Genomic DNA, 12,359 nt, shown 5'->3' with positions numbered 1-12,359 from the left:
ACCGATGGAGAGTGCAGCTCTGGTCGCCATCAGCCTTCCTGCGCGTATGACGTGATCACGAAGTCAGCCGCCCAAGAGCCGCCTCCGGAGCCAAGAGCGATGCTGCGGACGGGCCTCCTCTCCCGTGAGCGGAACGTTGGCTGCCGCCAGACAGCTCTGGGTCACGGCGGAGAAGAGCTCGCGCGAGAGCCGCTCGTACTCCGTGTGGGTTTCGGCGTCGGCGAACCCTAGATCGTTCCAGGACCCCATGCCGCCGAAGACCCAGGCCGACTGGGCCGCTGCTGCGAGCCGACGGCTGGCCAGGTCGAACCGACCCTCTGGGAAGAGATCCTGGTGATAGACGTCTTCGAAGGTGTCGGCGCCAAGCAGAGCTCGTGCCTTGACGAAGACGGAGTCCCACGGACGGAGCCCGTGCACCTGTGAGAACTCGACTGCGGCCTCCAGCGCTGAGTCCAGGGTGCTCGACGCGTCCGCCACGGGGATGCGGAAGTCGTCGGGGGTGAGCGTGACCTCGTCGCAGCGGTAGTGGATGTCCCAGACGCGATGGTCTGCTGCCGCTGGGTCGCCGGCCTCCCATGAGGCCCGCCACAGCTCGCTGCCGCGGCGGCCGGTGGTGAGCAAGCCTGCTTGCATCCCACCCGCGAAGGCGGCTGCAATGTGCGCCTCAAGGCCTTTCCCCCCGTTGGACGGCCGACCAGGAGCGGCGAGCCAAATGCGGTCGACTCCGCGGGCTGCCAGCTTCTTGAGCCAGGGGCCAGTACCGGGAACCCCGGCGAAGGTCACGGTCCGGACGAATTGGAACGTGCTGTTGCTCTGGTCCAGCGCCGGTGCCGTTCGGACGTCGGAGTCTTGCAGCCAGGCGCTGCCGTGCGTAGCCAGGGCGAAGTATTGGGCGAGCTCACCGTTCATGGCGGGCAGGTTACTGTCATCGGCCGTCCCGGCAGTTGCCGGGGTTCACGACGAGGCCGGTGACTCCGCAGGTCAGAGACCACTTCGCGAGCACTCGGCCAGTTGCAGTTCCAGTTGCATTCACCTGCGTTCGGCGGGGTCCGAAGGACGGCCTCCAGGCGGCTGCGCCGCAGGTCAGGACGCTGGCGAACCCGCCCGGACCCCCGGACGAACAGTTGGAAAGCGTGTTGGGGGCAACCCCTCACGAGTTCGAATCTCGTATCCTCCGCAGGTCAGAGGGCCCGCACCGTTCGCCGGTGCGGGCCCTCTGCGTTCTCCGTCTCAGGTGCGGTCTCAATCGGCGGCGCCGCAGCCACAGGTCACGCCGTCAGTGGCCGTCGCTATGTTCCTGGCCATGACAGGCATAGACGATCAGCACGGCGCAGGAGTCGTCGGCATGAGCGCCCCCTCGGACATCCTCGCTCGCGTCCGCGAACGCGCGCTCCAAGAGAGGGGCGAGCTCCCCGCTCGGGTCAGCGAGTGGGAGGTCGCCGCAGCCAGGCGCGAACTCGGCTTCCCACTACCGCGATTGCTGGTCCGGCTGTACCAGGAGGTGGCCAACGGCGGCTTCGGTCCCGAGCACCTCCTGCTGCCCCTGGTCGGCGAGGGCCGGACAGCGGTTGCTGAGTACGGCCCTTGCGAATACTGGCCACACGGCGTCCTGCCGATCCTGGACTGGGGCTGCGGCATGTACGCAGCGGTGGACTGCCTGGACCCCGATGCTCCGGTCCTGCTCTTCGAGCCGAACGCCGGCCCCGAAGACCGGGCGGAGGCGTGGTTCACCGACTCGCCGTCGCTCGCACAGTGGCTGAATTCCTGGCTCGACGGCACTGGCTGGTGGGAGGAGGAGGTCATGATGGCCGAGGACGCACCCGAGCCCCAGCCCTGGCCCGATGCCCCGAGGCGGCTCGCCTCCTAGCTCAGGCAATGAACGTACGCTATTCTGTACGCTATGAAGACGATGAGTGCGACTGAGCTCCGCAGCAATCTCGCTGCCGCGCTCGACTCTGTCGAGAACGACGCCGAGGAACTCGTCATCACCCGGGCCGGCCACGAACCGCTGGTCGTCGTCTCCCTGGCCGAGTACGCGTCGCTCCGCGAGACCGACTACCTCTTGCGCTCCCCCGCCAACGCCGACCATCTGCGTCAGTCCCTTCGGGACTACCAGGAAGGTCGCACTCAGAACCGCGAACTGATCGACCCCGAGGACGCCACCGAGCAGTCCACATGAAGATCCAGTTCACCGACGGCGGTTGGACCGACTACCTGTACTGGCAGGCGAACGACCGCCGCCTCCTCAAACGCATCAACCAACTCATCGACGACATCCGCCGCAACGGCCACGAGGGCATCGGCAAACCCGAACCCCTACGACACGAACTCGCCGGGGCCTGGTCCCGCCGAATCGACCAGGAACACCGCTTGGTCTACGTCCTCGACGAGCAGGCCGACATGGTGTGCGTCATCGCCTGCCGCTACCACTACAGCAAGTAGCCCATTTCGCCCTGATCGCCCCGACACGTTGGGCCCGGGCAGGGATGTCGGCCAGTTGCAGTTTCAGTTGCATTCACCCCCGTCCGCGAGTGTCCGGCCAGCCCTCGCCTGGGCACTTCTCTGCTCAACTCGGTCTTCGCGGTCCTGGCACCAGCCCTGATAGTGGCCGCCTGCTTCCAGTTGGTCCCGCTCCGCCGGGAGGTCTACGGCCTTGGGGCCGGACTGGCACAGCCTGCCCACCCCGCAGCAGCCCATCCGCTTGTCGCAGCGCACCTTGCCGCTCGCGCGCGGCGGAACGAAGCTCGCGCCCTCGCGCAGAACGATCCTGTTCTCGCCCACGCCCTCCACATCGGACGTCCTGACCTGCCGCGCCAGTACGACGACGGCGGCCTCGTCGATCTCAACAGCGCGCCGGCCCACACCATTGCGAACGCGTGCTCCATTGAGCCGGCCTTGGTCGAACGGTTCGTGACAGCCCGCCAGGAACTGGGATCGTTCAGCTCGCTGGACGAGGTGATCGTCTTCGCCCGGATCGAGGACGGCGCGGCCGCACGAATCCGCGACTACGCGCTTCTCCTGCCGAGGTAGCCGATCAGCTCGACCATCAGCAGTGCGGCTTCACGGCCGTTGACCACACTCGTGGCGACAGGCCCGGGGCAGGAGGGAAGCCAACCGTGCTGAAGGTGAACGTCAGACCGCGTTGTGTACCGCGTCAGTGCGCTTTCTCAGCTGATGGTGACGACGCGGGCCCAGTGGGGCGGGGCGTCCGGGGCGTAGTCGGAGTTCTCCTCGTTCACTGCGCGCGTTGGACGGGGGAAGAGACCGACGACGGTGCGGCAGGGAGGCTGTGCTGAAGGCCAGGGCGTCTGACCATCCGTCAGAGCGACGATCACGTCCGGTCGGGGCCGGGAGCGGAGCGCCCGGGCGAACCCGGAACGCAGATCGGTTCCCCCGCCGCCGACCAGTTCGATGTTCTCGGCGCGGCAGAGCGGGACGGCGATCCCGGCCGCCGCGTCGCAGGAGATCACCGACACCAGGTCGCGCCGCCCGCCCACAGCCCGCGAGATCGCCGCCACCTCCAGCAGCGCGCTGCCCAACTCAGCGTCGCTCACCGACCCTGAAGTGTCGATCACGACGCAGACCCGGGGCGGCGTACGGCGCAGGCTCGGCAGCAGCACCCCGGGGACAGCGGCCGATCGGCGGGACGGACGCCGGTAGCTGTGGTCCTCGCCCGCTCCCGACGCACCCGCCGCGGAGCGGACCGCCGCCCCCAGCAACTGCCGCCACGCCTGTGGTGGATGGAACGCCTCCTCCGCCCACCGGCGCCATCCCTCCGGAGCATCGCCCGGCCGGCCCTTGATCCCCTCGGCGACCCGGAAGCGGACCGCGTCCCGCTGCTGCTTGTTCAGCCCGTGTGCCCCGTCGGGTCCCCGTTCCCACGGCCGGTGCTGCCCATCGGCCCCGCTGCCGCAGTCCAACCAGGCCAGGTCTGCGGCGAGCCCGGACATGGACGCCCTCCGCAGGTATTCCTCCATCAGCAGCCCGTCGGGCAGCCGCAGCAGCGACGGCAGCACCGCCCCGGCAGGCAGGGGCAGACCGTCGCCGTAGATGTCGTCGTTGATCTCGAAGTCGGCGGCGATGTTCCGCCGCAGCCGCTCGCCCGGCCCGTACTCCTCGTGCTCCCGCGCATACCGCTCGCCTCGCCCGTGGTGGTCTCGGAGCAGGTGGGAGACCTCGTGCACCCAGACGCCCGCCAGCTCCTCCATCGGGGTGCGCGCCACGAAGCCGGGGGAGACGTAGCAGCGCCAGTGCGTGTCCACCGCCATCGTCGGCACTGAACGGTCCTCCAGCACGTGCAGTGCGAAGAGTGCGCCGGCCAGGTACGGACGGACCTTCACCGCGTGCAGCCGGGCGGCCAGCAACTTCTCCATGTCCAGAGGGAGCCCGGGCCGGACGTAAGGGCCGCCGGAGTCGGTCGGCGGCCTCGGCACGGTGGCCCGCACCGGGCGCGGCGGCGAGAGCCGGGGCATCGGGTGGGGCATTGGGCGCGGCCCCGGGCGCTTCGCAGCCCCGGTCATCGACGTGCCCTCGTCGTACGCCCGGCGTCGGCCGCCGCCGCAGCCCGCCCCACCGACTGGTCTGCCAGCCGGGCGAGGCCGATCACCCCGGCCAGCCGTTCCACCGCCTCCGGCACCTCCCAGTCGTCGCGCCGCAGCGCGGCCAGCGCCGTCGCCGGGGCGACCAGCAGGTCCGGGACGCCGGTCTCCAGCGCCCGGACCAGCACCGCCCAGCCCGCCTCCCACCGCGCCCGCTGCGGCCGTGCCCCTACGGCGGCCACCACCGCCTCCAGCGCGGCCTGCCGCAGATCGCCCCGCGCCGGAAGCTCGGCGGATGCCGGATCGGCCAGCAACGACTCCGGGTCCGGGAGTTCCATCCGGTCCAGATGGGCGAGGAGTTCGAGCCCCGGCCCGTCCCCCACGGCGCCCCTCACCAGCAGCGCCAGCACCTCCCGGGAGGCCGAGGCCGCCGTGCCGAAGGCCAGCAGAGTCAAGGCGGCCTCCCAGCTCCGGGGCGAGGGCCAGGCGCCGCCGCGCCGCGTCTCGGTGTTCGGCAGCCGATGGATCAGCGTCGGCCGGGCTTCCAGAAAACCGCAGACCGCGCGCCGGGCGTAAGCCACCGCCTCTGGCAGCCGCTCCGGCACCAGCGAGGGCAGCTCCGCCCTCGGCCAGATCCCGCCCAACCCGCGCACCACCACATCCCGGTCATGCACCCAGTACAGATGCACGAACCGGTTCGCCAGCGGCGGGCTGAGTTCCCACCCGTCCGCCGCCGACGCGCGCGGATTGGCTGCGGCCACGATCCTTACTCCCGGCGGTAGTTGCAACGTCCCAACCCTCCGCTCCAGGACGACCCGGAGCAGCGCGGCCTGGACGGCCGGGGTGGCGGTGGAGAGTTCGTCCAGGAAAAGCAGCCCCCGCCCGGCCCGAACGAGTTCCACTGCCCACTGCGGCGGCGCCATCGGCACCCCCTGCACCGTCGGGTCGTCGCCGACGACGGGCAGCCCGGAGAAGTCGGTGGGCTCGTGGACGCTGGCGATCACGGTCGTCAGCGGCAGGTCGAGGGAGGCGGCGAGCTGTGTCAGGGCTGCGGTCTTGCCGATGCCCGGCTCGCCCCACAGCAACACGGGCAGGTCGGCCGCGACGGCCAGGGTGAGGGCTTCGAGCTGCTCGTCGGGGCGCGGCTCGGTGATGGTCGTCCGCAGCAGGACCAGGAGGTCCTCGGCGACGACGAGTCGGGTGCCGGTTGCGGATGCTCCGGTGGGGGTCGATGCGGGCGCATCGACGGCCGGGACCAGCGCGGGCAGGAGCGTACTGGAGGTCATGGGCATCACCTGGGGTGGGATAGGGGAACGGGATGGCCCGTCCCGGAAGGGGTGGGGTCGTGCGGCAAAGAACGCGCAGTACGAGCGCGGGACGTAGGTGGGGCAGCCAGTCAGGCGATCGTCCGGCAGTCAGGCCAGTCCGGTGCGGGGCCGGGCCCGACTGCTCCGCTTGAGGCGCATTGCGGCAGGCGTACGGCGGTCGAGCCGGGGCCCGCGGCCCGGCTCCGCCCGCCCCGAGCCGGAGGAGTTCCCGCCCCCGACCGCACCGGCAGCGGGGTGTACGGCGACCAGCCCCGAGCGGAAGAGTCCGTGGTCGATGCGACGGGCCGCAGCCGACTCCAGCTCGTCCCGGAGCGGCCCGTCGCGCAGGACCGCACCGGGACCGAGCAGTCCCTCGACCACGTTCAGCGCCCCGGCGATGTCACCGTGACTGATCCGCTCCCGGACCGCGGGCAGTGCCTCCGGATCGCGGTGCACCGCGTCGATCGCCCGCAGGCAGGGCAGCGCGGGCCCGCCGAGGGCCACCAGCAACTCCTCCCGGCGCAGCTGTGCCGGGTCGTGATGGATCGCCGCCAGTACTCCGTCCCGCAGTGCGATCCGGTGGATCTCGCCCCGGCACTCCACCCGGTGTGGGTCGCCAAACCGGAAGTCGCGGCCGGTCGCCGGTCCCGAGCCGGCCGCCGCCGAGGCAGCCATCGCCAGAGCTGTGGCGACGAGCGGATGCAGCCGATCGGACGCGATCAGACCGGCCCGCAGCAACTCCAGATCCGGAAGGGCCCGGGCCGCCGCCTCCGGCAGTACCGGAAGCGCCGCGGCCTCCTGCGGCGGCAGCGCCTCCCGCAGCGGCCGGAACGTCGGGGCATGGCTGTCGTCGGGGGCAACGAGTTCGAGCACGGCGCGGCTCCGCGCACCGAGCCGCACAGTGAAGGATCCATCAGGGCGCCCCTCGGCCCTCAGCAGCAGCTCGGCCTCGGCGGCCCACCGTTCCGATGCCCACGAGCAGTCGTGGACGTCGGACCGATCGGGCAGGTCTGGCACGTCCGGCCGGGTGGGCGCGTACGGTCGGTCGGGCGGCACCAAGCCCGCACCGCACCGCCACGCCAGTTCGCCGCACCGCCTGGAGTCCCAGAGATGGCGGTGCAGGTCGAGCCGGAATCGCCGGTCGGGATGCGGGTGTGGATGGTGCCTCGGGGTACCGGTCCCGGACTTCTCCCACAGGGCCAGGGACATTCGCTGTCCGGCGTCCGCCCAGGCCGGCGGTGTCCGCACCACCAGCTGCAACGGCGTGTCGCGGCCACTCCGGTAACGGCTCAGGGAGATGGTCAGCCCGGGCCGGAGCCGTCCGTCGGGAACGATCCGGGGCATGTGCCAACGGAGCAGATCCGGGGCCAACCGCCGCAGATCCGCACGAAGGCGGGTGACGAGCTCGGTGCCGTGGCGGTCGCGCACGGCGCGCAGATCGAGATCGGCGTCGACCCGGGCAGCGGCGCAAGCCCCTGCCCAGTCTCCGGCCGCACGGCGTGCGGTCGCGGTCTCGATCATGGACGGCGGTACGGCGTACTCACGCACGCGCTGCCACATCAACAGGTGGGGCGGAATCGTGTGAGCGAAGTGATGTGCCATCAGCACTCACCTTGCGCGAACGATTCCCCCGATCCGTACGAGGAGTTCTTCTGCATCCCCGGCATCATAAGCACTGCGACAAGGATCTGTCAGTCCCCTTTGACCACCCGTCACCCTTCCTCAACGCACGCCGCAGCACCCGGAGTGACGCGGCGAGTACCGCTGCCGCTGTCCGTTGCGGGCCGTGCGGATACGTGTTGGGGCAGCCCCTCACAAGTTCGGATCTCGCTTCCTCCGCAGGTCAGAGGGCCCGCACCGCTTCAGCGGCGTGTGGCCTCTGCCTTTCTGGTCTCAGCTTTGGTCTCAGTTGCGATGTGGAAGCCGAGGTCGGCGCACAGTTGAAGGGCGGCGGGGCAACGCCTTCTGCAACCACCGCAGCAGGCGCGGCGCTCGGCGTCAGACCGACAGGACCGTTCAGGTCGCCGTTCGACCGGGGGCGGAAGGAAAGGTGTCAGTGCCTGCCGCTTGAATGAACCCATGCCCGTCTATGAAGTGATCAGCAAGCTGCCCGGCATCGAAGCCGTCCGCTCACGCTCGCAGGCCATGGCGATGTTGGACGCGATCCTGTGCCCTGATGGGAGTTACCGCTTCTTCTCCTTCGACAGCCGGTGGTCACCGCGCGAATCGCTCGCCTCGATGCGGGACGGATCCGGGAATGACTACTCGATCGCTTTCTCATCGGCCGGAGCGTACGCGCGCGCGTTCGACCACGAGTCGCCGATGACGCCCTGGCGCTCCGAACCGCGCGAGCCCTGGCCGGGGCTCTTCGAAGCAGTGCCAGCGGTGTTCCGCTCCCTCGTCGAAGAACCGGCCTTCTGCGAAGCAGACGGAATACCTCGCGCGACCGCGTGCTTCTGGCGGCAGCCCTCCGACGCTGCGTGGAGCGCCGGCCGCTTGAAGTTCCCCATCGAAGAGCACAAGGACATCGACGGGACAGAGTGGATGTTCGAGGTACTCATTGACGGCACTGCCGAGGGCTACCGTATGTTCGCCGAGGAGTACTACGAGGTAGTGCCGGACATCACAGCGATCCGACACGTCTATGAGCTCAAGCCCCTGACCCAAGAGATCGTCTCGGCGCTCAACCCTGATGTGGACCTCGCCGACCTGGCCGAGGACTTCGCCCAGATCGGATATCCCGGCTAAGGTCCGACCCGCAGCTCACCGGCTCGGCAGGAGAGAATTAATCGTGGCGAGCGCCGTCGGTAACTGGCAGTCTGGCGCAATGCTGATCAAGGGCTACGAGTACGGGCCTCTGGTCTCAGGAGAAGCGCTGCTTGATTGCCGTGGCTTCTGGGCCAATCCCCTCCTGGGCCTGTGCACGCCCGACTCGGAAGGTTCGCGGGTCCGCGATCCCGCCTCCTGCTCCTACTGGCTGCCCTGCGCGCTGACAAATTGCCGTCAGGCGCTGAAGTACGGGTCGGCGCGGCGCTCAGCGCTGTCGGTGTCTCCCCAGGAGCACCGCACTGGATGTAGCGGAGCGCCTCTTGGAAGGCCGAAGGCCAACTTCGGAGTGTGCAGACGCCGGTGCCTCGCCGCTCAGCGGCACCGGCCCGCGACGCTCCAATTCCGAGGCATCAACCTCCATGATCCTCCGATCACTTAACATCACCAGGGCCCACAACGACCTGCTCGCCCGCGCACTGGGCCACCCTCCCACCGAGTGACCTCCATTGCCGTCGCTACGGCCTGTCGACTCGTATCCGCCAGCGGGGCTGGGCTGCAAGGCCGCACTGTCGGTGCCCGTCGCTATGTTCGCGGATGTGGCCAACTCCTACACCGTGGTGTGGGCCAATGACCTGTGCCGGGAACTGATACGCGGGGGCTTCACCGGGCAGCGCCCGACAGTGCTCTTCGGCGGCCCCCATCGTTCCTCACCAAAAGCACCCGGTGCCAGCACCGAACCAGAGGCCGTGTGTGAGGAAGGCTTCAGGGCTGATGGTGACCCCCTGCCTAGCGGCGGCGAGTAAGGGCGCCGACCAGTCGCGAGCGCCGGGTTCGCACCGGGAACCGCCGCTCCAACTGTTCGCACATGTAGGCGGCATCCCTCACTGTATTGCGGTAGTCGAATCGGAGGTACTGGAAGGAGGCCAGTGGAAGCACCACAGCCGGAAGATCTCCCGGCCTTATCCGGGGGTCCCGGAAAGCAGCACCGGAACGATGACCTTCTGCTCTTCCAAGGCTTTCTCGATCTCATAGAGAACCCAGTCCTCCTGGTCCGGATACCGGGCCGCAAAGTGTTCGTGCCAAGCCGGTCCGACCACCACCAGCATCGCATCGCAGGAGGCGATGGCGCGAGCAATCTCCAAGGTGTAGTCGGCACCTGGAGCGATGGACCGGCCAGCTCGGAATACATGATCCGGACCGAGGCGCCGGGAAAGCAGCTCGTCCAGCAGTGCGGCGGCGTAGGCATCGGTCTCCCGGCGGTAGTTGATAAAGATATGCGGCATTTGCCCCTCTTATCGCGTTTTCGGCACAGGGCCGACACCGGTTTCTGCGAAGCCGCTACGTGATCACGTCAATGGGCCTAGGCTAGCTCGACCAGTCGGCGATGACCGGGCAGGAGGCACCGTGACGAGTGCAGCGGGAGGTCACCCCACGCCCGGCGGTCAGGCCTCGGCCCCCAGACCTCGACGGGGCGGACGGGTCCCGGCCGAGGAACTGATCGAACTCACCCGGTGGCACATCGACCGGTACGACCGGCTCCGCGCCTCGACGGCCACCCGCGCTTCCGTCTTGCTCAGCGCGAATTCCGTGCTGATGGCCGGCTCCGCCTTCCTGGTCGACTATCACTTACAGACCGCGCCGCCCGATCGACATCCAATCTGGACGATATTTTTCGCAGCCACTGCGGCGATCACCATCGGGCTGATCCTGCGCAGCCTCTGGAGCTGCGTGGATGCCATTGCCGCCCGCAAGACCACTCGAATGGTTCATCCGGGCGAGATCCCATCGCGCTTCCTTTTCAACTGGGGCGACACCCTGAAGGCCGTCGACGGCAGCAGCAACTTCGTCAGCAAGGTCTCGGCGCTGAGCTATGACGAGGTACTGAAGCACGCGGCGGCAGAGCTGTGGACCGACATACTCCAGCACTCCCAGCGCCATCGCCACCTACGGGCGGCCATCTCGGTGTTCCGCTACGGAATCACGGCTTTTCTGGTACTAGCGATAGTCACCTTCGTCGGCTCGGCCCGCTAGTGCCTTGCATTCATCTCGTTCAGCACAGCCCGATCGCCGACGACTTGGCACCCCGCCGCAGCAGAGCCGGAATACTCGCCATTGTGACCCTCGGGCAGGCGGGGACGCTCATACAGGGATGATCTCGACGCCCTGCTCGAGCCCCTTGAAGTCATCGCCGTTCCGCGTGAAGAGCGGGAGTCCATGGGCGGCAGCCGTAGCAGCGATCATCAGGTCCATACGACGAGGGCGGGGGTTGCGATTCGCCTTTACGGTGAGCGCGACGAGAGTTCCGAACCTGCGGGCGGCCTCCCGGTCAAAGGGGATTGCCGCGAACTCTGCCTCCACGTCGGCCAGGCGTTGTGCTCGCGCCATCATCTCCGCCGGGTCCTTCGTCATCGCCACGCCTTGGGCCAGTTCCGCCAGGACGATCGCGGAGACAGCGGTCTCCACAGGCAGGAGGCTGGAATCGATCAGCGGCAGATCAATGACGACACGCGTGTCCAGCATTCCGCGCGCCAGCCTGTCGGTCACGTGCGATCCCATGGATTGCCGTCGTCATCGATACGGTCCTCAGGGCCGAAGAACGCGTCTGCCTCCGCCCGCATCCGAGCGGCATCGACCTGCGGCGCGTGGCGCCACTTCCGCTGCAGCTCCTCCACCGGGACGAAGCGGCGTCTGCTGCTGAGCGGGCGCACCTCGGCTATTTCGTTGCCATTGCGGGTGATGTGGTAAGTCTCACCCGCCTCTACATCATCGAGCACAGCTTTGGAGCGCGCGGCGAGCTCCCGCTGGGTGATGGTCTTCATGGAGCCAGCGTATTGCGCCGTAATGCACTGCGCTACACCCGAGCGAGGTCGAGGCTCGCCCCGGCCGGTCTTCGTTCATTCCGGCTGCATGCAACCCTGCACGTTCCTGCATGCCGTGCCTGTCAGCTTCACGCACCACTTGGGCCGGTCCAGCCAGTGCAAACGCCGAGGGGGCATTTGCGTCTCAGTTTTCAGCTCGGTCGGCCGGGTGGGGCCCTGCTACGGCGGGTCGGCGGAGCTACGGGCGGGTGAAGGTCATGTGGGTGGTGCCGCTGGGTGTTGTCACCGACTCCACCCGGAACCGCTGCTCCAGTCCCTCCAGCCCGTCCCACAGTCGCTCACCGCGGCCCAGGACGATCGGTACGACGGCGACGTGGAGGTGGTCGACCAGGTCCTCCGCGAGGAACTGCCTGACCGTGGCCGGGCCTCCACCGATCCGCACATCGAGGCCGTCCGCCGCCTCGCGGGCCTGCCGCAGCACCTCCTGCGGCGAGGCGTCGACGAAGTGGAAGACCGTGCCGCCCTCCATCTCCAGTGACGGGCGCGGGTAGTGCGTCAGCACGAACACCGGGGTGTGGAACGGCGGGTTGTCCCCCCACCAGCCCTTCCACTCCTCGTCGGTCCACGGGCCGCGCTGAGGGCCGAACTTGTTGCGGCCCATGATCTCCGCCCCGATCCCGGCCCCCCAGGTCCAGGCAAGGGCGTCGTCGACACCGCTGCCGCCGCCGGCCTGGCCGTGCGTCTCCTTGAAAGCGCGGGTCTGAAGAAACCAGTCGACCAGCCGAGTCCCGGCATGCCCGAACGGGGCTTCCAGGCTCTGTCCTTCCCCGGCGGAGAACCCGTCCAGTGACACGCTGAAGTTGTGCACTCGAACACGCGACATGCCACTCACGTTCCTCACTCGGACTTCCTCGTCAAACGGAGCC

14 protein-coding genes are annotated in these 12,359 nt (G+C 68.8%); 6 read left to right on the top strand and 8 right to left on the bottom strand.

The window, feature by feature from the left end:
- Positions 1 to 63: 63 nt before the first annotated feature.
- Positions 64 to 909, bottom strand: a complete 846-nt coding sequence (locus GXW83_RS01065) for a hypothetical protein (protein ID WP_182440996.1) — start codon at positions 907 to 909, stop codon at positions 64 to 66.
- Positions 910 to 1,303: 394 nt separating this feature from the next.
- Here GXW83_RS01065 and GXW83_RS01060 point away from each other — a divergent pair, with 394 nt between their 5' ends.
- The 4 genes from GXW83_RS01060 to GXW83_RS01045 all read left to right on the top strand — a co-directional run bounded on the left by GXW83_RS01060 (position 1,304) and on the right by GXW83_RS01045 (position 3,030).
- Positions 1,304 to 1,867 (top strand): SMI1/KNR4 family protein, encoded by a 564-nt coding sequence (locus GXW83_RS01060; RefSeq protein WP_225446672.1) that lies wholly within the window; start codon positions 1,304 to 1,306, stop codon positions 1,865 to 1,867.
- Between the two features lie 42 nt (positions 1,868 to 1,909).
- Positions 1,910 to 2,179 (top strand): type II toxin-antitoxin system Phd/YefM family antitoxin, encoded by a 270-nt coding sequence (locus GXW83_RS01055; protein ID WP_225446671.1) that lies wholly within the window; start codon positions 1,910 to 1,912, stop codon positions 2,177 to 2,179.
- Positions 2,176 to 2,442 (top strand): Txe/YoeB family addiction module toxin, encoded by a 267-nt coding sequence (locus GXW83_RS01050; RefSeq protein ID WP_182440994.1) that lies wholly within the window; start codon positions 2,176 to 2,178, stop codon positions 2,440 to 2,442. Before GXW83_RS01055 ends, GXW83_RS01050 begins: the two co-directional genes overlap by 4 nt.
- 162 nt (positions 2,443 to 2,604) lie before the next feature.
- Complete coding sequence (locus GXW83_RS01045; RefSeq protein ID WP_182447735.1) at positions 2,605 to 3,030, top strand: helix-hairpin-helix domain-containing protein; 426 nt, start codon at positions 2,605 to 2,607, stop codon at positions 3,028 to 3,030.
- A 137-nt stretch (positions 3,031 to 3,167) separates the two neighbouring features.
- Here GXW83_RS01045 and GXW83_RS01040 read toward each other — a convergent pair whose 3' ends face one another.
- The 3 genes from GXW83_RS01040 to GXW83_RS01030 form a co-directional block, all read right to left on the bottom strand.
- Entirely contained in the window at positions 3,168 to 4,373 is a 1,206-nt protein-coding gene (locus GXW83_RS01040; protein ID WP_182440993.1) for a VWA-like domain-containing protein, read from the bottom strand.
- Positions 4,374 to 4,516: 143 nt separating this feature from the next.
- On the bottom strand, positions 4,517 to 5,824 hold the full coding sequence (locus tag GXW83_RS01035; RefSeq protein WP_182440992.1) for a MoxR family ATPase: 1,308 nt from the start codon (positions 5,822 to 5,824) through the stop codon (positions 4,517 to 4,519).
- Positions 5,825 to 5,953: 129 nt separating this feature from the next.
- Positions 5,954 to 7,447, bottom strand: a complete 1,494-nt coding sequence (locus GXW83_RS01030; protein ID WP_182440991.1) for a hypothetical protein — start codon at positions 7,445 to 7,447, stop codon at positions 5,954 to 5,956.
- A 477-nt stretch (positions 7,448 to 7,924) separates the two neighbouring features.
- On the opposite strand from GXW83_RS01030, the gene GXW83_RS01025 reads away from it, so the two are divergent.
- The gene (locus GXW83_RS01025; protein WP_182440990.1) at positions 7,925 to 8,593 is read left to right on the top strand and encodes a hypothetical protein; all 669 of its coding nucleotides are present in this window, start codon (positions 7,925 to 7,927) and stop codon (positions 8,591 to 8,593) included.
- Positions 8,594 to 9,573: 980 nt separating this feature from the next.
- Here the strand turns inward: GXW83_RS01025 and GXW83_RS01020 are convergent.
- Positions 9,574 to 9,897, bottom strand: coding sequence for a toll/interleukin-1 receptor domain-containing protein (locus GXW83_RS01020; RefSeq protein ID WP_182440989.1), 324 nt, complete (start codon positions 9,895 to 9,897; stop codon positions 9,574 to 9,576).
- Between the two features lie 121 nt (positions 9,898 to 10,018).
- Between GXW83_RS01020 and GXW83_RS01015 the strand changes: the two genes are divergently transcribed.
- Entirely contained in the window at positions 10,019 to 10,645 is a 627-nt protein-coding gene (locus GXW83_RS01015; RefSeq protein ID WP_182440988.1) for a hypothetical protein, read from the top strand.
- 108 nt (positions 10,646 to 10,753) lie between these two features.
- Here GXW83_RS01015 and GXW83_RS01010 read toward each other — a convergent pair whose 3' ends face one another.
- The 3 genes from GXW83_RS01010 to GXW83_RS01000 form a co-directional block, all read right to left on the bottom strand.
- Positions 10,754 to 11,158, bottom strand: a complete 405-nt coding sequence (locus tag GXW83_RS01010; protein ID WP_370466529.1) for a type II toxin-antitoxin system VapC family toxin — start codon at positions 11,156 to 11,158, stop codon at positions 10,754 to 10,756.
- The gene (locus GXW83_RS01005) at positions 11,155 to 11,433 is read right to left on the bottom strand and encodes a type II toxin-antitoxin system Phd/YefM family antitoxin (protein ID WP_182440987.1); all 279 of its coding nucleotides are present in this window, start codon (positions 11,431 to 11,433) and stop codon (positions 11,155 to 11,157) included. Before GXW83_RS01005 ends, GXW83_RS01010 begins: the two co-directional genes overlap by 4 nt.
- A gap of 238 nt (positions 11,434 to 11,671) precedes the next feature.
- Positions 11,672 to 12,316, bottom strand: a complete 645-nt coding sequence (locus GXW83_RS01000; RefSeq protein ID WP_182440986.1) for a dihydrofolate reductase family protein — start codon at positions 12,314 to 12,316, stop codon at positions 11,672 to 11,674.
- Between the last annotated feature and the right edge of the window lie 43 nt (positions 12,317 to 12,359).

This window comes from Streptacidiphilus sp. PB12-B1b, assembly GCF_014084125.1.
GTDB lineage: Bacteria > Actinomycetota > Actinomycetes > Streptomycetales > Streptomycetaceae > Streptacidiphilus.
This window is presented reverse-complemented; position numbering and strand designations above follow the sequence as displayed.